Below are 19,392 nucleotides of genomic sequence, written 5' to 3' on the forward strand. Positions count from 1 at the left end.
GATGTCAATTAACCAAATTAGATAAATTTAGCCTCTGAAGTAAATCCAGAGGCTAAAATTATTTGTATCAAGTTGTCAAGAAAAAAAAAGCTCAAGCTGAACAAAATGCTGAGTATATCTACTAACTGGGGAATGGGGAATGGGGAATGGGCAATGGGCTTTTTTAAGAGGGGAAAAGGTTAAAGGGTAAAGGTAAAAGGAAGAAAAGAAGTTTTTCTTACCCTTTCCCCTTTCCCCTTTCCCCTTTCCCCTTCCTCCTGCCCGATGCCCAATTTAATCGAGTGCGACGATGACAATGGTGATATTATCGTGTCCGCCTTGCTCTTTTGCGGCTTCAACCAGAGCGATCGCAGCTTTGTCAATTAAAGGGCTTTCTTGGAGGAAATAAGCAATTTTTTCATCGATAAGCTCTTCTGTCAGACCGTCACTGCACAATAGCAAGCGATCGCCTGATTGAATATCCAATTGTCTCACATCAACTTGATGTAGGTCTTCACGTCCCAAACAGCGCGATAAAACATGACGGAAGGGATGATTGCGGGCTTCATCTGGGGTGATATCACCAACTTTAATTGCCCGTGCTACCCAAGTATGGTCTTCAGTTATCTGGGCTAATTTGGAATCGCGGAAACGGTACAATCTCGAATCGCCAACGTGAGCTGCCCAAGGTGGCTCTCCTGAGCGAAAAATCACCGCTACAACCGTTGTCCCCATATCAGCGCGTTCTTGGTGATCTTGCTGATCGTGCAAAATCGCATCATTTGCTTGGTTTAAAGCTTCCTCTAGCAATTGGGCGCAAGGCTTAGAAGAATCCCAATTTGCTGACAAATATGCCTTAATTTGCCCAGTTGCAATGCGACTTGCTTCTTCACCTCCCGCATGACCACCCATACCGTCAGCAACGACGAAAAATCGCCCTTCTGGGTCAATATAGTAAGCATCCTGATTATTAGAACGAATAAGTCCGGGGTCACTAACACCGGTAAAGTTAAGTTTCATAAAATTTTGCAACCAACAATTAATACATACGGTCATTACGGTCGAGGCGTAAAAGCAGGCGAATCAGCACAACTGAGACTCCGGCAGCAATTAAACCAGGAAGCAATGCTAACCATACATAATGATTCACTAAGAGAATCGTAGCAGAAACAGTAAATCCACTGATAATCAGAGCATAGCTTATTCCTAGCTGAATATTGCTTTGTCGGCGCAGCAAACGATCTGTTTCAGGCGATCGCACGCGGACGCGCACATCTCCCCGTTCCAGTTTTTCTAGTGTATCTTCTAATCTACGTGGTAGTCCTAATGCGGTACTACTGACTTGAACTGCTTGCCGACTTAATTCATTGAGAAAACTATTGCCATCATTACCATTCATATTCGTCATAAGCTGCATTGCGTATGGTTTGGCAACTTCCATAAAGTTAAATTCGGGGTCTAAGCCTTTACCAACTCCCTCTAAAGTAGAAAAAGCTCGCATCACAAATGTGAAAGTTGCAGGAAATCTAAATGGCTGATCGTAAGCTATTTCATAAAGATCCTCACTAATTGACGCCACAGACTGATTCTCAAACGGCTGATCCATGAAATGATCCAGCATATACTGGACACTGCGTCGCACAGGTCCCATATCATCTACTGGTGCTAATGCTCCCAAATCGATGAGAGATTGGACAACGCGATCGCCATCTTTAGAAGCAATCCCAAACAACGTTTCCATCAGTCCATCACGAATGTTGGACTTAATCCGCCCCATCATCCCGAAATCGTAGAAAATCAAAGAGCCATCCGGACTGACAGCAACATTGCCAGGGTGGGGATCGGCATGGAAAAAGCCATTATCAAGCAACTGGTGCAGATAAGCTTCCGCACCTTGACGAGCCACAGCTTTGCGGTCTATACCCGCAGCTTCTAAAGCTTCGTATTGACTTATTTTAATACCAGGGAGATACTCTAGAGTCAACACTCGCGGCGAAGTGTAGCGCCAGTATATTCGCGGAACTTTCACCCAATCGTAGTTGCGAAAATTGCGGCGAAAAGTATCCGCATTGCGACCTTCATTGAGATAATCAACTTCTTCCCAAAGAATGCGGCAACACTCTTCGTAAATACCAATCCAATCTCGTCCGCGTCCCCATTTAGGATGATTTTGAAAGTAACGCGTAATGCCTTTGAGAATTTTTAAATCAATTTCAAAAAGCTTCTTGAGTCCAGGACGTTGCACCTTGACAACAACAGATTCCCCCGAATACAAGACAGCTTTATGAACTTGACCCAAACTAGCCGCAGCTAAAGGAATCGGCTCAAAACTGTGAAAGAGTTCGGGAATTTTCTTACCTAGCTCTTGCTCAATAATCGCTTCTACCTTCTCATAGCTAAATGCCGGCACTTTGTCTTGTAACTTTGCCAGTTCCTCGACATATTCGACCGGGAATATATCAGCACGAGTCGAAAAAAGTTGTCCAACTTTAATAAAAGTTGGACCCAAATCTAACAGGGTAGTGCGAATCCAAATCGCTTGTGCCTTGCGTCTGGCTGCTTGCTTTGTTTCACTCACTCCACCTGGATAACTCCAAGATTTGTTGTAGAGCCAAAGCCTGAACATCAAAGTTAAGACAAAACCCCAAATATCTACAAAGCGCCGTCTACTAGAGTAGTTATCGCGATTCCAACGGTATGCTTTATCTGAATAACCCTTTTCCATATGCCGTGTGTACCGCTGGTTTTTGACTGAATTACCAGGAAGAAAAGACACTCTGATTCCTAAACTGTTTTTAATAATTGTTAGTAGTTAGTTGTTGGTTGTTGGTTGTTAGTTGTTAGTTGTTGGTTGTTGGTTGTTAGTTGTTGGTTGTCCTACTAACTCTTAACTCCTAACTTTTAACTCCTAACTTTTAACTCCTAACTCCTAACTTTTAACTCCTAACCGGCAAAATTGCTACGATATCGTTGCAATTCGTTTCGCAACAGAGCAATATCTGCTCGCAGTTCATCAATCGTTGCTTGCACATCAACTGAAGTAGAACCGGTTTGGCTGCTTGGTGTGGTGTATGTACCAGCACCGGCTGCTTCTGCGGCTTGATTTGCTCGCTCTAAAACTTCTTCTGTAAAGGAGCGCAGCTGCTCTCTAGCTTCGGCATCAAATTTGCCAAGTTCACTCAAAGCGTCGGTTATAGCGACTTCTACGCGCTCATTCAGGATTTCCGCTACCGCTCTACCAACGAAAAAGGCTTGCACAAGGGGGTTACTCATAAATTTTTGTTACGCTCATCCGCAAGAGAATTATAGCTTGCCTGTCTGCTTTACTGCTTCTGCTTTTAGTACTGGGCTTTTATAAAAGCGACATCCGCCAATGGTGCAGCGTAATTTATGCTTAAGTATGTATCGGTTGTGGCATGGTGAAACTTGCGTCTCATCAAAAGCCTTGGATTGCTTTGCTTTTTAAGGATATTATCGTAAATAATGATAGATAAGAGCGATCGCCAATCACTTGGTCTAAGTGGCATTATCTATTGTTACTGTCCATGAATTCTTAATAATACTCCTCAAATTCACTGGGTGATAACACCATGTTATGAGAGAAGATTCATGATATTATTATCAAACCATCTTAATGGTACAAAAGTGCGACTAAGAAAATGGCACATCAGAAAGACTTCAATTAATTTGTCAATAAGCAATAATAGGTAAAAAGAGCAGCTAGAGGAAAATGGCAACAGGAATACCTAATATAAATGGTGATAAAAATAAAAAACATAACTCTAACAATTTTTGTTTGCAATACGACGGAAAAGCCTCTATAGAAGAAATATTAAGAACTCAACAAGCCCAACTACGTTGTGTGATAAGTGTAGATAAGCAACCAAGAAATAGGTTAATTTTTGGAGAAAATTTAAGAGTTATCAGTAGTTTGTTAAATGAAAATACTGTTGCAGGTAAGGTAAAGCTAATTTATATTGATCCTCCTTATGCAACAGGCAGTAGTTTTGAGTCCAGAAAAAGGAATCACGCTTACCATGATTTAATGGAAGGTGCTGAATATTTAGAATTTCTCCGCCAACGACTGATTTTACTAAGAGAGCTTTTATCAGAGGAAGGTTCCATCTATATACATTTAGATGAAAACATGGCTTTTCCTGTAAAAATTATAATGGATGAAGTCTTTGGTTATAAGAATTTTCGCAACTGGATTACCAGAAAAAAATGCAATCCCAAAAACTATACACGTAAACGATATGGCAATGTTACAGATTATATTCTGTTTTATACAAAAGCAGATAATTATGTATGGAACCAGCCATTTGAACTTTGGACTGATGCTACTGCTAAGAAAGAGTATCAATATGTTGAAGAAGGAACTGGAAGACTTTATAAAAAAGTTCCTATTCACGCACCTGGTGTAAGAAAAGGTGCAACAGGTCAGCCTTGGAGAGGTATGCTACCTCCTAACGGTAAACATTGGCAATATACACCTGAGACACTGGATAAAATGGATGCACGAGGAGAAATTTATTGGTCTCCAACTGGTAATCCCAGACGAAAAATTTATTTCGATAAGAGTCAGGGTATCTCAGTTCAAGATATTTGGCTTGATTTTAAAGATGCTCACAATCAAAATATTAAAATCACTGGCTACCCAACAGAAAAAAATCCCGATATGATAAAACGAATCATCCTCGCTTCATCTAATAAAGGAGACCTTGTATTAGATGCGTTTGCTGGAAGTGGAACTACTGCTGCTGTAGCTGAAGAGCTTGGCAGGCAATGGATAGCTATTGATAATTCAGCACTTGCGATCGCAACAATTATTCAGCGTTTAGTTAAAGGAACTGAAGCTATGGGAGATTTCGTTAATGGAAACGGTTCTACTAAATATGAACAAAAATGCTTGATAGATATAGATCGAATTTTACGTACTGGTCTGGATTTATATATTGAAGAAACATCTGAACTAGAGTTAATACCTGATAGTGTTATAGCAGACTGGGATAGTAAACTCAACTTTCAAGCCAGTTTCTTGTAAACCTATCATCAAGCATTTTTAAGGTACATACCATTACTCTGCCATTACCATAAGTTTCTAAGCTAGCATAATCATTCCACATAGAACCTAAAAGTAAACCTGGACCATCATTTAGAAAAAATATTTTTAGAGGAACTTTATAAATATTTGCGTAGCGTAGAATATCTGTTACTTTATCTCGATTTCCACCAGTTCTATCATCTTCACAGAGAACCTCCCCTATCAGAGTCATAACGGGCAAATCCAATTAACAGTGGAGTTTTATCTAATCGAGATATTAGAATATCTGCGGGTGTTTTAGCTTCCCAGTTATCTAAAACCTGGTTAAGCATTACGTCTTTTCCAGCACGAACAGGACTTTTAATTAAGTAATCTTTACCAAATTGTTTGTCGTACCATAAGAAAAAAGCTTCTGTCAAGTCATAACCTTTCTGTCCCCGCTTGCTCTGCTCTAAAAGAATTGCCATCAACGCTTCGTCTGGTACAGGACGGCTTTTTAAATTTCTTTTCACTTGATCCAAATTACGAAATCTATCACCGAAGTCTTCTATTATGCTTGGTATTTGGGTTTTCTTCTTCGTCATTTCCACTGCTGTATCTGGTGATACGTATCTGCGAAATACTCTAAGTAGTTGAATTCGTAAGGGATCAGGCTCTTGGGTAATGACTTCAAGCAAATTTATTGAGCTTTCGGCTTCATCTACTAATTCTATAAAACGCTCTAATACTTTTTCATAGAGAATTTTAGCCTCATCTAAAGAATCAGGGTAAAATGGAGAGTCAAATATCGTAATCCATTTAGATCCGGTTGTTTTATAACTACTGAATGAAGGCAACTGTCAATCTGCACTGCTGCAATTAATACAACTTCACTAGTATAATCAATAAAATTCGGTCAACACAGTTTGATACAGTTCTATCCCTGTTCACACAAGACTCTCAAAAGTTTTTGTTCTCATGTTTCTGTAAAAGTAATATGGCACTTATCATTTGAATACGATACAAATGTGTGTGGGATAAGCTCAAAGCGCCCGTCCTATAATTAGGGCGGGCGCTTTGAGCTTATCCCACAATTTAGGTGTACTTCATGCAAGTGAGAACCGCTATAAACTACCCACATTCACCCAAGATTACGGGATTGCTTCAAAGTACCCTTTCTAATTAGAATTAGTCAGGATAATGTTGTAATAAAAATTCCTCAGCAGAAATGCGATCGCTTACAACTCCATCCAATGTAGCAGCAAGCAAATCATCCAATATTTGCTTAAACTGCGGTCCCGGTTTATATCCCAATCTTTTTAAATCATTGCCATTCAAAATCGGCTGAATGTTGGAACATACTGTCAAATATTGCCAAATTTTCCGCCGGAGCGATCGCGCACTTCGCACCGCAATTAAAATTAACATTGGTAAGTCATATTTTCGCAGCAATTGCACTACTTGACTCGGACGCTGGAAAGTTGGTAATAATGTCATTACCTCAGCTTCAGCAGATGTTAAGTTTTCTAACCTTTTGATACTATCTTCTGGAAATTGCAGATTTTTTGCTACCTTACCGCGATATTCTGGTGTTAGATGAGCGATGATAGCCTCTAAACGCATTTGCCAATGAATCAAACTTTGCTGAGTGTCAAATCGTCGCAAACAGCGTTCTAATAAACGTAATTGCCGCAATAATTCTTCATCCAACTTTAGTGTAGGATGAATGCATTGTAACGCCCCTAAATTATCGAGCAACTGTAAAGCATCTTTCCAATAAGGTGCTTCTAAGATATGCTTTAATTCGGCTTTGAGTCGAGTTTGTAAAGCCGGAGTTTTGCTATTTTGTTGGGCAGTGCGATCGTAAATGCCGCTGTTAATCGCATAACGAATATACGCTTCTGTTTGCGGTTCAATTTGAAAGCCAAAGCGTACAGCAAAGCGGACACCGCGATAAATGCGTGTCGGATCTTCGATAAAGCTGTTGACGTGTAAAACGCGAATTTGCTTTGCTTGTAAATCTAGCAAACCGCCGAAAAAATCGAGTAATTCACCAGCGCGGGGAGAAGTTAATCGTAGCGCGATCGCATTAATCGTAAAATCTCGTCGATACAAATCTTGACGAATCGAACTCGCTTCAACTTCCGGATTTGCTGCCGGATAAGGATAAAATTCAGTTCTAGCAGTGGCAATATCCACCCACAAAGAGTCTAATTCTGGGTCATTATGCCACAGCAAAGCCGCAGTTTGAAAAGCACCATGAATTTCTAAACGTGCATTAGAATAAACTTGCTGTAGTGATGAAGCTAATTCTACACCAGCACCTACATCTGCTGATTTGTGAAAGCCATCAACTACAAGGTCAATATCTTTAATCATCAAAGCACTTGCAGATTCTTCAGCTAATAATAAATCCCGCACCGCACCCCCAACTAAATAAAGATGCCAACCGCGTTTTTCTGCCTCTTTTGATGCTATGGTAAGTAACTGCCAAAGTTGCGGCGCAAGTTTATTTTGCAATTGTTCCCCATAGGAAAACAAAATCTTGTCTCCTTGTCTCCTTGTCTCCTTGTCTCCTTGTCTCCTTGTCTCCTTGTCTCCTTGATGTAATTCCCGCAAAACATCAGTGCGGGTGACAATTCCCAATAATTGCTTATCTTGCAACACTGGTAAGCGTCCAATATCATATGTCACCATCAGCGCTTCGATTTCGGGGAGTGTCGTATCTGGTGTAATTGTTTTCAGGTTAGTTGTCATGTAGCCTTTAACTGGTGCATGACTAAAGCCGTGATGCAAAGCAATATCTAAATCTCGACGCGAAATTATACCTACTAATTGTGCCTCAGCATCGACTACAGATAAACCAGAATGTCCGTAGCGCAACAAAATGCGCTGTGCTTCTTCGATGGTGGTTTCTGGAAGGATGGTGCGGACTGGAGAGGACATTAAATCTCTTGCTGTGGGAGGATGAGGAATATTAGCTTTTATGCTGTCAAGAAGTTGGTTTAATATGACTTGTGGATATACTCCGCGCAGGTTGACCGATGTGGCTTGAGAATGTCCGCCACCGCCTAGGGGTTCAAATAATTCGTGAAGATTAACATTCTTGATTTGCGATCGCCCAATCACCGTTAACCGCGATTCGTTTTCCGCAGGATATTCATTTGCCAGCAGTAAAGCATCAATTTCGGTTAACGTCATTAGCTGCGAGGCAAGACTTGATAACCCAGGCACAAATTTATCTGTTTTCAGAATCACCCAGGCGATCGCATATCCCCGTATGCATACAGATTGCAATTTGTCTATAGCTTGAGTTAACAATTGCTGCAATTGTACGGATAAACCCGGATCTAGATACTCAGCAATTACCGACAAGCTAGCGCCTTGTTGCATCAACCAAGCCAAAGCTAAAGCATCTCGCGCAGTGCTAGAGTCAAAGGTGAGAGAGCCAGTATCAACATGAATACCCAAAGCCATGACAGTGGCTTGAGCAGGGGTGAGGGAAATTTCTTGCTGTTGTAATAGTTCCACCATTAAAGTTGTGGTGGCACCGACTGGAGAAATATGCGCGACCGTGGCGGGAATATCAGATTCTTGCGCGATGTGATGGTCATATACTATGATTTCTTTTAAGTTGGGTAAATCTAACCATTCGGCAGCTTTACCCAGGTGATCGCGTTGTTGCGTATCCACCACACTTAAAGAGCGAATTTTTTCTGGATTGACCGAACGCCGTTCAATCAATGGATATTCATCCCGATGCAACGCCAAAAAATCCCTTACAGGTGGATGAGAACCTCCAGTCAGCACAATCAAGCTTCCTGGTAGCAGGCATGTAAGCCCTACCGCTGCTCCTAACGCATCAAAATCAGCTGTAGTGTGGCAAAGAATTAAATCCATAGTTAAGAGTCAAGAGTCAAAAGTCAATAGTCAACAGTCAACGATCAATATGCAGGACTAATCACTAAATGGTTACAATTGCTACTAGCTTACAACTGGGAAAGATTTTAAGTGTTGCCCTTTAACTAATCGCCTTCTTTCCCCTCCTCAGCGCAGCGCTATTGAGTTGCTACTATGAAGTGGTTTCGTATTCATTTGATGGTAGTATTTCAATGGTCGATGACCCACCCACACGGCAGTCAACAAAGGTAACAGTAGCGGTACGACGCTTACCACGGTAACTATCGTGAGAAAGGGGGAATGGGTTTACCCGCTGATTCTTGACAATCATGGTGAACCTCGTTAAAAAACAATATCTGCCTTGGGAAGCAGGGCGGCTGCCTGTGGACGCTGTATAAGACCATTATCGTCTTGAGTGACGAATTCCTAGAAATAGGGATGCCTAACGTGGCAACGGCGGTTGAGACGGGAAACTCAAGAGACGAATAAGACCGTCCCGGATTTCAATGAGTTTTGGGAGAATCAAAATCTCAGCGCGATCTGGTTGGGGTACTTCACGATATTCTATCTTTAGTATTTAGCTGTAAAAGTGAGAAGGAAAAATGACCATTATATTCCAAGCTGCATTAGTCGCGCTGGTTGCGTTGTCGTTTGTCATGGTTGTTGGTGTTCCGGTAGCTTATGCCACTCCGCAAAATTGGAATGAGTCTAAAAAGCTACTTTGGATCGGTTCTGGAGTCTGGTTTGCCTTAGTGTTTTTAGTTGGTCTATTAAACTTTTTTGTGGTATAGACGACTGCTAGTCTACGCTGGCAAATAGTATAAAGATTTGCGGAGCAGAGGGGGACAAGGAGACAAGGAGACAAGGGAGACAAGGAGGACAAGCAGGACAAGCAGGACAAGGAGAAATTTCTTCCCCTGCTCCCCCTGTGCTCCCCCTGCTCCCCCTGTGCTCCCCCTGCTCCCCCTCTCCCCTCCCCCCATCTCCCAAACTTTCCTGCTGCTCTACTTTTAAATAAGAAATGTATATTGGCTGATATGTATAGTTGATTGATTAAGAGGCAGTTATGGCAGTTTTCGAGGGAACTTTTACTCAGACAGAACCTTTGCGGTTTGCAGTGGTTATTGGTCGATTCAATGACCTCGTTACCAGTAAGCTGCTAGAAGGCTGTCAAGATTGCTTGAAACGCCACGGCGTAGATGTCAATCCCCAAGGAACTCAAGTAGATTATGTTTGGGTTCCCGGCAGTTTTGAAGTGCCAGTAGTGGCTCGTCAGCTGGCGCTTTCTCAAAGATATGATGCAATCATTTGTCTGGGTGCTGTCATCCGAGGGCAAACGCCTCATTTTGATTTCGTATCCTCTGAAGTAGCTAAAGGTATTGCCGCAGCTGCCTTTCAAACTGGCGTTCCGGTAGTTTTTGGCGTTTTGACAACGGACACGATGCAACAAGCTTTAGAAAGGGCAGGTATTAAGAGTAATTTGGGTTGGGAATACGCCATGAGTGCCTTGGAAATGGCTAGCCTCATGCGGAATTTGCGCTCTAACCTGGCAGAGCCATATCGCAATTCTCAATCTTTGCCTCCCTCTTTTAAAAGTGCCAGCTTAGGTGAATTTACCGCCGAGTCACAAGAACACGTGTAAGGGCATCAAGAGTCAATGGTTAATGGTCAAGAGTCAAGAGTCAATGGTCAAAAGTGAATGGTCAATAGACTTTTGACTTTTGACTAATTAAGGTATTGACAAACCGTTGTTGATGTGAGAGTATAGTATTTATATGGAAGTTGCGGGTATAGCTCAGTGGTAGAGCGTCACCTTGCCAAGGTGAATGTCGCGCGTTCGAATCGCGTTACCCGCTTTTTAAGAAAATACTCAAATCGCAAAGTTTCAAAACTTTCAGCGGTTTCAAAAGTTTTCATGAAAAGTACTTTTGGTATCTATCTGAAACAAAGATTGGCTCAATTAAAGTGATTTTGGTGTAGTTTTGGTTTTATGTAGCTAAACCATTGCGTCCTTGCGGTAATGCCTTATTGAAATATGTGGCATCCAGACGTAAGATGTGGGCATCAGCTGCAAGATGTCAGCTTTGGCAAAAGTCTCGAAAAAAAAGTTAAACGAGCAATTCTCAACAAGTATGAGCTATCAGAAGCTCGTGCAGTGTCTTTTTGACATCAGGAGAAAGCGATGCCAATTCTACCTTTAAATAACGAGAATCTACCGTACCCCGATCCGATGCATCCCATCGTTGTCCATTTTGTGATTGCGATGGTGTTTTTTTCTTTCTTCTGCGACGTGGTAGGCTATTTTAGCCGCAACGTGCGTTTGTTCGAGGTGAGTTTCTGGAATATGTTTGTTGCCTCGGTTTCTATTTTCGTGGCTGTCATCTTTGGTCAGTTTGAAGCTGGTTTGGCACAACCTTACTCTTCAGTCCAGCCGATACTAAATTCGCACGCAATTACTGGCTGGTCGCTGGCAGCGATCCTTGTTGCGATTACAGCATGGCGCTTTTTCATTCGTACCCGCGATCCTTTAAATATACCTGTTGCTTACCTGGGTGTAGCTACGTTTTTAATTTGCCTGGTGTCATTGCAAGTATATTTAGGGACTCAATTGGTTTGGGTATACGGCTTGCATGTGGAACCAGTTGTGGAAGCTGCGAAAAAAGGGGTTTTACGATGAACTCACAACTCATTGATTCTTTGTGGTTCAAGCTAGGTGCAAACCAACTGCCCTATGAGATGCCAATTCATCCCCAACTCGTGCATCTAACCTTAGGTTTGTTTATCATTGCGATTATTTTTGATATAGCCGGAACATTTTTTGCCTTAGAAAAACCGATTCTGAAATTTTTATCAATTCCAACTGTGCGATCGCAATTCTTTGATGTCGGTTGGTATAATTTGCTAGCTGGTGCGGCTGTGACATTTTTTACGGTAGCAGCAGGCTTTTTCGAGATGATGTTAGCAAACCCGCCAACTGATATAAAAAGTGCTTGGGGGTTAGGGGCTGGTGCAACTATGCTTTTACATGGTATGGGTGGAGTGTTGCTGTTAGCGGCTATTGTTGGCATGACTGTATGGCGAGGATTGCAGCGCTACCGTTGGCGCAAGGATAGCCCCAGACAGGTGCAGTGGAGTTATTTGTTGGCAGGGATTGCGATACTGGGCATTTTATACGTCCACGGAACACTAGGGGCGCAAATGGGAGACGAGTTCGGAATTCACAATACTGCTGCGGGCTTGATTCGGCAAGGCGAAAACCCCAATTTGTTGCTGAGGTAGAGACGTTCGGTCCGGAACGTCTGTACGAGAAGTTAGGAGTTAATGTATTTTGTCTAATATCTATAGGAATGAGCGCAAAACTACAGTCTTGTAGGGGCAATTCATGAATTGCCCCTACGTAAATTTAATGGTGACGACTTTTTACGTAAGTCCTAATCTAATTTCTTCTTTTTCATATAGTTGTACTTATGAGAAAAATTTTCAATTCTCTGTTATTAGCTGCTTTTATCGCAGCGATTATGATAATAGCTCGTTGGATCGGACATCAGGCTTACTCGTGGATGCCTACTCAAGCAACCGCAGAAGCGAAACGAGTTGATGATATATTTAGCTTTCTCACCTCGGTGGGAGCGTTCATCTTCTTGGGAATTACTGGCATCATAGGGTATTCGCTTCTTACCTGTCGTGCGCCTAGGGGAGACTGGAGTCACGGTCATCCTGCTAGAAGTGATGCGAGGATAGAAATCTTGTGGACTGTTACCCCAACTTTACTGGTGTTGTGGCTCGCAGCGCAAAGCTACAACATTTATCAGCAATTAGATATTGAGGGTCTAACGCCAATAGTGCATCTGCACATACTGGAAGAACCTGCTACCGCTGCAACAGTCAAAAGTGACATTAATCAGCTTGCGGAAAATATTGAAGTTATCGCCAAACAGTGGGTTTGGTCTTTCCGCTATCCAAATAATATTGTTAGTAACGAATTGCACGTAGTAGTAAATGAACGTACTCGCTTAAATTTGCATTCACAAGACGTGATTCACGGATTCTACATCCCTGAGTTCCGTCTGAAGCAGGACATTGTACCCAACCGCAACATTGACATTGTGTTAACACCCACCCAAATAGGCAAGTATCGGCTGCGTGATTCTCAATTTAGTGGTACTGACTTCGCCTTAATGCAAGCGGATGTATATGTTGATTCAAGTGAAGCTTATAGTCAGTGGCTTTCTCAAACTGTGAAAGGCAAATAAAAAAGCAAATTTATGACAAATTCGATAGAAAATACTGGCTCGGAAAATCACGATCACCAACCTGGTACAAACTGGCAAGAGTATTTCAGCTTCAGCACCGACCATAAAGTGATTGGTGTCCAGTACATGGTGACTACCTTCATTTTCTTTTTGATTGGCGGGCTGTTGGCGATGATTATCCGTGGCGAACTGCTTACCCCCGAATCAAATGTGGTCGATCGCTCTCTCTACAATGGCTTATTCACTTTGCATGGCACGGTGATGATTTTTTTATGGATTATACCATTTAATGCCGGTCTTGCCAACTATTTGGTGCCGCTGATGATTGGGGCAAAAGATATGGCGTTTCCAGTTTTGAATGCGATCGCTTTCTGGATGATTCCCCCAGCAGGTATCTTGTTATTATCAAGCTTTTTGGTGCAAGGCGGTCCGGCGCAGGCTGGGTGGTGGTCTTACCCACCAATAAGCATCCAAAACCCAACCGGTTATCCCATTAACGGCGAATCAATTTGGATACTGAGTGTAATGCTGCTGGGCATCTCATCAATTATGGGCGGCGTAAACTTCATCACCACTATCGTTTGGATGCGGGCACCGGGGATGACGTTTTTTCGGATGCCGATTTTCGTCTGGTCAGTTCTCAGCGCTCAATTGTTACAACTGTTTTGCCTGCCTTCCCTCACCGGCGCAATTATACTATTATTTTTTGACCTCACTTTCGGGACAAACTTCTTCAAACCCTTGCAGGATGGCGACCCAATCATCTATCAGCATTTGTTTTGGTTCTACTCCCACCCGGCAGTTTACGTGATGGCGCTACCCGCCTTCGGTATTTTCGCGGAAATCCTCCCCGCCTTTTCCCGGAATCCGTTGTTTGGTTATCGGTCAGTAGCGATCGCCTCCTTCGGAATCGGTTTAGTCAGCATCTTCGTCTGGGTACATCATATGTTCGCTAGCGCTACGCCCAACTGGATGCGGATACTCTTCATGGTTTCCTCGATGTTGGTCGCCATACCTACTGGTGTAAAAGTATTCGCTTGGACTGCTACCGTCTGGAATGGCAGACTGCACCTTTTGACCCCGATGCTATTTGCCTTGGGAGGTGTCGTGATGTTTGTTTTCGGTGGAATTACTGGGGTTATGCTCGCAAGCGTGCCCTTTGATATTCACGTTAACAACACTTACTTCGTGGTGGGTCACTTTCACTACGTCGTTCACAACACCATCACGATGGCAATTTTTGCGGCGATTTACTTTTGGTTTCCAAAAATAACCGGGCGGATGTACGCTGAAGGCTGGGGCAAGATACATTTCTTTTTGACCTTTATCGGTGCGAACCTCACCTTCTTTCCGATGCATCCTTTGGGCTTACAAGGAATGCTGCGCCGAGTTTCCTCCTATGACCCGCAGTATCAGGGATGGAATATCGTTGCCAGCCTTGGGGGTTTTTTGTTGGGGATGTCTACGCTGCCTTTCATCGCCAATATGATAAGTTCTTTACTATTAGGCAAGCTGGCATCTCATAATCCCTGGCACGCTACAGGGTTGGAGTGGAAGACTTCCTCACCACCACCAAAAGAGAACTTTGAGGAAATTCCCGTTGTGAATGAGCCACCTTACAACTACAACGATAGGTCACTAGAGGCGCCAGATGCTGCCGCTCAGGAGTAGAGGGGACAAGGGAGACAAGGGAGACAAGGGGAGCTTTTCTCCGTGCGGAGGTCACGAACGTTGAGGCGACTGGCACAGGACTTGGGGACAATTTAAAATCTAAAATCCAAAATCTAAAATCCAAAATCCTATGAGTTATGCCAAATCCTATACATGCAGATGAAAGTCCTATCCGTTTCGATCGCTTGCACGGGTCTTTACCGAATTGGCTGAAGCGGTTTCTGCCGATTGGTGGCGGACTGTCTCACGATCATCATGGTAAAGGAATGTTCGGCGTTACCGTGTTTTTACTGTCGGAGAGCATAGTTTTTTTCAGCTTTTTCTTTACATATATTGCTCTACGGTTGACACATCCCAACTGGTTGCCGGCGGGTGTCAAGGGACCGGAATTATCTACATTTATAATTATTAATACAGCTGTGCTGCTTTCAAGTAGCTTCGTCATCCAAGCCGCAGAAAACGCTCTCAGGCGTCATAAAATCAAAAAATTTCGCCGGCTGTGGCTGTTGACTTCTGGTATGGGAATTTACTTCTTGGTTAGTGAGGGAATTGAATGGCACAATCTCGATTTTGGGTTAACTACGGGGCTGGTTGGCGGAACGTTTTACGTGTTGACAGGCTTTCACGGTCTACACGTTCTTAGTGGTGTGATTCTACAGACAATTATGTTTGCCCGCTCTTTTATTCGCGGTAACTACAATAAAAGTCACTTTGGTGTCAGTGCAACTACTCTGTTTTGGCACTTCGTTGATGTGATTTGGGTTATTTTGTTTTCGCTGATTTATTTATGGCAAGCGTAGAAATTTGGATTGGGTATGTCAAGATTTAAAGGAAAAACTTTTGGTCTTTGAATTTATCAACTTTAATAAGTCTTTTTATGATATCAACTCAAGTATTGTCAGCAATAAATCGACTCTTAGGTGCAATTTTAGAAACTCAGCCCCCAGAGACGCCACCCGGAAAAGACCCTCTGATTGCTCATGGTTTGCAAGTTTGGCAGTACATTGGCATTGCCGTTCTTGCTGTCGCTGCGATCGCTGCTGTTGGATTTTTTAGTCGCAAAGTTGAATATGCTATCTTTTTCGCTGTTGGACTAAGTATTGCCTTAATTGTTTTCTTTTTAACTGTGTAAGTAGGGGAATTGGGTAATGGGTAATCGGTAATGGTAGAGAAAAGTTTAAACAGCTTTTTTTACATGGCTTGTTTTATTTGTACTTAGATAATCAGTAGGTGTGAAAAAATCTCTACATATAAGCCACAAGAAGTTCACACAGATTTTGTTTAATTAGAGTTTGTAGACTCATATTATCTGCGTGGGAATTGCTCATAATATGATGACTGGAGTCCTCACTACTTTTTTATGAACCCAATCTATCAAACTGTGATTGTCGGTGGTGGCTTTACTGGGCTATTTACAGCTTTACATTTGAGCCATCAACATTATCCTCGAAGTGTAATTCTGATTGATCGAGAGGAACGCTTTTGTTTTAAGCCGTTACTTTACGAGTATTTCAGTGGTGAAATGGATGCAAATCAAGTAGTACCGAGTTTTAAAGATCTGCTCAAGGGTAGCGGGGTGATTTTTGTTCAAGATACAGTGGAATCGATTGATTTACATCAAAAGCAAGTTAAATTAAGTTCGGGGACGTGTTATGACTACAGTAATTTAGTTTTGGGTTTGGGTAGCGTCACTAGCTATTTGCACGTTGAAGGAGCGAAAGATTATGCGCTGCCTTTCTGGACGACAGAAGATGCGATCGCTATTGAGCGCCATTTACATGAGTGTTTGCAACAAGCTGTTAAAATTCAAGATGCAGAAGAACGTCGCAAATTATTAACAGTAGCCATAATTGGTGGTGGTGCTTCCGGTGTAGAAATGGCAGCTACCTTAGCCGATTTGCTACCGCATTGGTATGCTGCTTTGGGTGGCAATTCTCAAGAAATTCGTGTGGTACTGCTCAATCACGGTGAAGAAATTCTCAATCACGATATTAACAGTCATTTGCGTGAAATTGCTGAGGGGGAATTAAAAAAACGCACCGTGCCAATAGAAATGCTGTTGGGAGCAGAAGCCACAGCTATTCAAACAAACTCAGTTGAGTACAAGCAGAATGGCAAATTAGAGACGCTTGCAGCAGCTACCACAATTTGGACTACTGGCACATCTGTTCATCCGCTAATTAAAGATTTGGCGGTGTCAAACGAGCATCGTGACAAACATGGGCGTCTTTTAGTGACGCCCACATTGCAATTGCTTGACTTTCCAGAAGTCTTTGCGGGTGGTGATTGTGCAGCTGTACAGAACAGTTCCCTACCAGCCACGGCACAGGTAGCGTATCAGCAGGGAGCGGCGATCGCTTATAATCTGAAAGCGATCGCTTTAGGCAATCAGCTAAAACAAGCTAGAGTTAACTTACGCGGCACTCTACTCAAACTCGGCTTAGATGATGCTGCCGCTAGCATTTACAACGTTTTTGAAGTTAAGGGCGAAGCTGCTCACTTAATTCGTCAAGGTACTTATTTAGAATTATTACCAACGCCAATTCATAACTTCAAAGCTACTACAGAATGGTTGAATGAAGAGATTTTTCACGACCACATGGACCCAAATAATGTGGGTAAAACAGTTGTGCGGACAGCGGAAATAGTTGGTGCAGGAGTCGTAGGTGTTTTAGTTGCGAGAAAATTACTGAAAATGTTGGGAGATGATAAAAGCGATAAATCTTGATCTTTGCAATATCATGTCCGCTTAATCACTTATAGCAGCATTTTTACCCGCGATCCGCCCGTAAACGAGACATTCACCAGACGTTCGTCGATGTTTGATATCGAAACCCCCAAATCGAACCGAACTCACCCGCAGCATACAGCCTTGGTATGAGATTGCCATCTGGATCTAGAACCCGCGCCTGTTTGTCACGTCGCGGACCTCCTTGGGTATTGTATAGCAGTGGCATTAGTTGCATTGCGTAGTATGGGGGTGCGTAGACAAAGGAGCGGTGAAGCAGCGCTGCGTCCGGGTTTCCAAGAGTGCCGGCTCTGCACCAAGCCGAAGGGCTTGTCGTAAGACATCGCATTCATTGTATCTGGCGATCGCCCAAAATCAGAGTCATCGATTCACCCAAGTGATGGCATTTTTTGACGCCAACAGTATCAGTTATCAGTTATTGTTGGAACCTAGATAGTTTAAACAAACTCGTATCATGCTCTGTTTTTCCTTCGAGAGCCAAATCCGCTAGTATTTTGCCAAGTAGCGTCGAGAAGTTGAAGCCACGCCCACAAAAGCCTGCTGCAATTACTATATGTGGGTAGTCCGGGTGGGAGTCAATGATAAAATGTTTGTCTGGAGTCATAGTGTAGAGGCAGCGGCGGGTAGACATTAACTGTCCATTAGCACTAGGAACGTACCGACGTATGAATTGGCGAATGTCTTCAATCCACAACTGACTGGGAGTATAATCAACCTGAGTGGGACTGCTGAGGGTTTCCCATCCGTAGCAGGTTGAGATTTTCACACCGATGCCGCCATCATCAGCAATGCCGTAGGGCGTGTCTCCATAGTTGTCCTTAAGATTCCGATGGGGTTGCCTGAAAAAAGCCTAACTGCATAGGCATCACACACAGCGGTAAATTCAATCCTAGTTGTGCTAAGAGTTCCTTGGTCCAACTGCCTGGAGTCAGCACTAGTCGGTCAGCTGTGTAACTCTGTGTGGCAGTAAAGACCGTAACTCCATTTTCGCTCTTGTTGATGCTCGTGACTGGAGTTTGGTCAATGAGTGTTGTACCAAGCGTTTGCGCTCTTCGAGTGAAAGCCAGAACGCAGCGAGAAGCCCGAAGATACCCTGTGTCTGGGTGGTACAGGGCGTGCATTCCTTCATCTGGGTGGAATTGGGGAAATCGTTTGCGAACCTCAGAGTCTGTGAGATATTCGTAGTTTAACCCCGCCTCCGAAGCGCACTTTAGCCTTTTCTGGAATGTTGGCTGCTGTGGAAAGCTGATATCCAGCCCTCCTGTTTTGACGTAAAGCTTTTCTCCCGTCTCGTCTTCTAACGCAAACCATAGCTGATATGCGGCGCGTGCCATATTGATGTAAATTGGGTGGTCGTGCGTATAGCGGATTACTCGTGAATAACCATAGGAACTTCCTTTTTGGTGGTTCAACTCAAACTGTTCCAACAGCAGCACTCGTACTCCGGCTTTAGCCAGGTAGTAGGCGGTTGCACTTCCCATGACACCAGCACCTAGAACAATTGCATCAAAGTTTTGTGTCATAAATGAGTGAGCATTGAGTGTTTTTGCTGTTACAGATGATCAGCTCATCAGGTGTGAAAGTCTGTCGATGTGCGAACCAAAACAATCGAATCAAACCTTGGTAGGGCATTGTTGCAAACATTAAATTCCGTTACATAAGGCTTACCCAAAGTTATTCAAATGTGGAATTTGTTGGAAGATGAGGTTACTGGGCTATCGAGGCTAGCTACTTGTCAAGGACGGGACTAGTTACACGCAAGCTTATTCAGACCAAATTACATCCTGTTAACCGACAAATGAAAAACTCTGAAACTT

At 43.0% G+C, this 19,392-nt stretch carries 20 protein-coding genes and 1 tRNA gene; 11 read left to right on the forward strand and 10 right to left on the reverse strand.

What is annotated here, in order from left to right:
- Positions 1-273: 273 nt before the first annotated feature.
- From PI95_RS07335 to PI95_RS07350, 4 genes are all read right to left on the reverse strand, one after another.
- Positions 274-999, reverse strand: coding sequence for a Stp1/IreP family PP2C-type Ser/Thr phosphatase (locus tag PI95_RS07335; RefSeq protein ID WP_039739243.1), 726 nt, complete (start codon positions 997-999; stop codon positions 274-276).
- 19 nt (positions 1,000-1,018) lie between these two features.
- Positions 1,019-2,704, reverse strand: a complete 1,686-nt coding sequence (locus tag PI95_RS07340; protein ID WP_039739245.1) for an ABC1 kinase family protein — start codon at positions 2,702-2,704, stop codon at positions 1,019-1,021.
- A 218-nt stretch (positions 2,705-2,922) separates the two neighbouring features.
- Entirely contained in the window at positions 2,923-3,252 is a 330-nt protein-coding gene (locus PI95_RS07345) for a DUF6825 family protein (protein WP_039739247.1), read from the reverse strand.
- Positions 3,253-3,317: 65 nt separating this feature from the next.
- Complete coding sequence (locus PI95_RS07350) at positions 3,318-3,506, reverse strand: hypothetical protein (protein WP_163518692.1); 189 nt, start codon at positions 3,504-3,506, stop codon at positions 3,318-3,320.
- 203 nt (positions 3,507-3,709) lie between these two features.
- On the opposite strand from PI95_RS07350, the gene PI95_RS07355 reads away from it, so the two are divergent.
- Positions 3,710-5,023, forward strand: coding sequence for a site-specific DNA-methyltransferase (locus tag PI95_RS07355; RefSeq protein ID WP_039739249.1), 1,314 nt, complete (start codon positions 3,710-3,712; stop codon positions 5,021-5,023).
- Here PI95_RS07355 and PI95_RS35660 read toward each other — a convergent pair.
- The 3 genes from PI95_RS35660 to PI95_RS07365 all read right to left on the reverse strand — a co-directional run bounded on the left by PI95_RS35660 (position 4,998) and on the right by PI95_RS07365 (position 8,902).
- Positions 4,998-5,255: a hypothetical protein gene (locus PI95_RS35660; RefSeq protein WP_236116966.1), complete on the reverse strand. Its 258-nt coding sequence runs from the start codon at positions 5,253-5,255 to the stop codon at positions 4,998-5,000. The two genes, PI95_RS07355 and PI95_RS35660, sit on opposite strands and share 26 nt — an antisense overlap.
- Positions 5,227-5,859 (reverse strand): hypothetical protein, encoded by a 633-nt coding sequence (locus tag PI95_RS07360; RefSeq protein WP_236116967.1) that lies wholly within the window; start codon positions 5,857-5,859, stop codon positions 5,227-5,229. Before PI95_RS07360 ends, PI95_RS35660 begins: the two co-directional genes overlap by 29 nt.
- A gap of 331 nt (positions 5,860-6,190) precedes the next feature.
- The gene (locus PI95_RS07365) at positions 6,191-8,902 is read right to left on the reverse strand and encodes a CBS domain-containing protein (protein ID WP_039739251.1); all 2,712 of its coding nucleotides are present in this window, start codon (positions 8,900-8,902) and stop codon (positions 6,191-6,193) included.
- Positions 8,903-9,504: 602 nt separating this feature from the next.
- Here PI95_RS07365 and psbZ point away from each other — a divergent pair.
- The 10 genes from psbZ to PI95_RS07420 all read left to right on the forward strand — a co-directional run bounded on the left by psbZ (position 9,505) and on the right by PI95_RS07420 (position 17,554).
- Positions 9,505-9,693 carry a photosystem II reaction center protein PsbZ gene (psbZ, locus tag PI95_RS07375; protein WP_039739253.1) on the forward strand — a complete coding sequence of 63 codons (189 nt, stop codon included), beginning with the start codon at positions 9,505-9,507 and terminating at the stop codon, positions 9,691-9,693.
- Positions 9,694-9,968: 275 nt separating this feature from the next.
- Positions 9,969-10,544, forward strand: a complete 576-nt coding sequence (gene ribH, locus PI95_RS07380; RefSeq protein WP_039739255.1) for a 6,7-dimethyl-8-ribityllumazine synthase — start codon at positions 9,969-9,971, stop codon at positions 10,542-10,544.
- 142 nt (positions 10,545-10,686) lie between these two features.
- Positions 10,687-10,758, forward strand: a tRNA-Gly gene (locus PI95_RS07385).
- A 326-nt stretch (positions 10,759-11,084) separates the two neighbouring features.
- A complete protein-coding gene (locus tag PI95_RS07390) occupies positions 11,085-11,579 on the forward strand; it encodes a DUF2231 domain-containing protein (protein ID WP_039739256.1) in 495 nt (164 codons plus the stop codon).
- Complete coding sequence (locus PI95_RS07395) at positions 11,576-12,181, forward strand: DUF2231 domain-containing protein (protein ID WP_039739257.1); 606 nt, start codon at positions 11,576-11,578, stop codon at positions 12,179-12,181. The genes PI95_RS07390 and PI95_RS07395 overlap by 4 nt, the downstream gene beginning before the upstream one ends.
- A gap of 188 nt (positions 12,182-12,369) precedes the next feature.
- Positions 12,370-13,155 carry a cytochrome c oxidase subunit II gene (locus PI95_RS07400; protein WP_039739258.1) on the forward strand — a complete coding sequence of 262 codons (786 nt, stop codon included), beginning with the start codon at positions 12,370-12,372 and terminating at the stop codon, positions 13,153-13,155.
- 12 nt (positions 13,156-13,167) lie between these two features.
- On the forward strand, positions 13,168-14,826 hold the full coding sequence (ctaD, locus tag PI95_RS07405; protein WP_039739259.1) for a cytochrome c oxidase subunit I: 1,659 nt from the start codon (positions 13,168-13,170) through the stop codon (positions 14,824-14,826).
- 137 nt (positions 14,827-14,963) lie between these two features.
- Positions 14,964-15,626, forward strand: a complete 663-nt coding sequence (locus PI95_RS07410; protein ID WP_039739260.1) for a cytochrome c oxidase subunit 3 — start codon at positions 14,964-14,966, stop codon at positions 15,624-15,626.
- Between the two features lie 77 nt (positions 15,627-15,703).
- The gene (locus PI95_RS07415; RefSeq protein WP_039739261.1) at positions 15,704-15,958 is read left to right on the forward strand and encodes a hypothetical protein; all 255 of its coding nucleotides are present in this window, start codon (positions 15,704-15,706) and stop codon (positions 15,956-15,958) included.
- 228 nt (positions 15,959-16,186) lie between these two features.
- Complete coding sequence (locus PI95_RS07420; protein ID WP_039739263.1) at positions 16,187-17,554, forward strand: NAD(P)/FAD-dependent oxidoreductase; 1,368 nt, start codon at positions 16,187-16,189, stop codon at positions 17,552-17,554.
- 73 nt (positions 17,555-17,627) lie between these two features.
- On the opposite strand, the gene PI95_RS07425 is transcribed toward PI95_RS07420, so the two are convergent.
- From PI95_RS07425 to PI95_RS36705, 3 genes are all read right to left on the reverse strand, one after another.
- Positions 17,628-17,903 (reverse strand): FAD-binding protein, encoded by a 276-nt coding sequence (locus PI95_RS07425; RefSeq protein ID WP_201280332.1) that lies wholly within the window; start codon positions 17,901-17,903, stop codon positions 17,628-17,630.
- Positions 17,904-17,990: 87 nt separating this feature from the next.
- A complete protein-coding gene (locus PI95_RS36700) occupies positions 17,991-18,341 on the reverse strand; it encodes an FAD-dependent oxidoreductase (protein ID WP_336507143.1) in 351 nt (116 codons plus the stop codon).
- A gap of 52 nt (positions 18,342-18,393) precedes the next feature.
- Complete coding sequence (locus tag PI95_RS36705; RefSeq protein WP_201280333.1) at positions 18,394-19,098, reverse strand: FAD-dependent oxidoreductase; 705 nt, start codon at positions 19,096-19,098, stop codon at positions 18,394-18,396.
- Positions 19,099-19,392 lie beyond the last annotated feature (294 nt).

The sequence above is a fragment of the Hassallia byssoidea VB512170 genome (assembly GCF_000817785.2).
In the GTDB taxonomy this organism is placed as follows: Bacteria; Cyanobacteriota; Cyanobacteriia; order Cyanobacteriales; family Nostocaceae; genus Hassallia; species Hassallia carrinoi.

Coding starts and splice junctions, on each gene's coding strand:
- PI95_RS07335 (WP_039739243.1), bottom strand. CDS start 999: ATGAAACTTAACTTTACCGGTGTTAGTGACCCCGGACTTATTCGTTCT.
- PI95_RS07340 (WP_039739245.1), bottom strand. CDS start 2,704: ATGGAAAAGGGTTATTCAGATAAAGCATACCGTTGGAATCGCGATAAC.
- PI95_RS07345 (WP_039739247.1), bottom strand. CDS start 3,252: ATGAGTAACCCCCTTGTGCAAGCCTTTTTCGTTGGTAGAGCGGTAGCG.
- PI95_RS07350 (WP_163518692.1), bottom strand. CDS start 3,506: ATGCCACTTAGACCAAGTGATTGGCGATCGCTCTTATCTATCATTATT.
- PI95_RS07355 (WP_039739249.1), top strand. CDS start 3,710: ATGGCAACAGGAATACCTAATATAAATGGTGATAAAAATAAAAAACAT.
- PI95_RS35660 (WP_236116966.1), bottom strand. CDS start 5,255: ATGACTCTGATAGGGGAGGTTCTCTGTGAAGATGATAGAACTGGTGGA.
- PI95_RS07365 (WP_039739251.1), bottom strand. CDS start 8,902: ATGGATTTAATTCTTTGCCACACTACAGCTGATTTTGATGCGTTAGGA.
- psbZ (WP_039739253.1), top strand. CDS start 9,505: ATGACCATTATATTCCAAGCTGCATTAGTCGCGCTGGTTGCGTTGTCG.
- ribH (WP_039739255.1), top strand. CDS start 9,969: ATGGCAGTTTTCGAGGGAACTTTTACTCAGACAGAACCTTTGCGGTTT.
- PI95_RS07390 (WP_039739256.1), top strand. CDS start 11,085: ATGCCAATTCTACCTTTAAATAACGAGAATCTACCGTACCCCGATCCG.
- PI95_RS07395 (WP_039739257.1), top strand. CDS start 11,576: ATGAACTCACAACTCATTGATTCTTTGTGGTTCAAGCTAGGTGCAAAC.
- PI95_RS07400 (WP_039739258.1), top strand. CDS start 12,370: ATGAGAAAAATTTTCAATTCTCTGTTATTAGCTGCTTTTATCGCAGCG.
- ctaD (WP_039739259.1), top strand. CDS start 13,168: ATGACAAATTCGATAGAAAATACTGGCTCGGAAAATCACGATCACCAA.
- PI95_RS07410 (WP_039739260.1), top strand. CDS start 14,964: ATGCCAAATCCTATACATGCAGATGAAAGTCCTATCCGTTTCGATCGC.
- PI95_RS07415 (WP_039739261.1), top strand. CDS start 15,704: ATGATATCAACTCAAGTATTGTCAGCAATAAATCGACTCTTAGGTGCA.
- PI95_RS07420 (WP_039739263.1), top strand. CDS start 16,187: ATGAACCCAATCTATCAAACTGTGATTGTCGGTGGTGGCTTTACTGGG.
- PI95_RS07425 (WP_201280332.1), bottom strand. CDS start 17,903: ATGCGATGTCTTACGACAAGCCCTTCGGCTTGGTGCAGAGCCGGCACT.
- PI95_RS36705 (WP_201280333.1), bottom strand. CDS start 19,098: ATGACACAAAACTTTGATGCAATTGTTCTAGGTGCTGGTGTCATGGGA.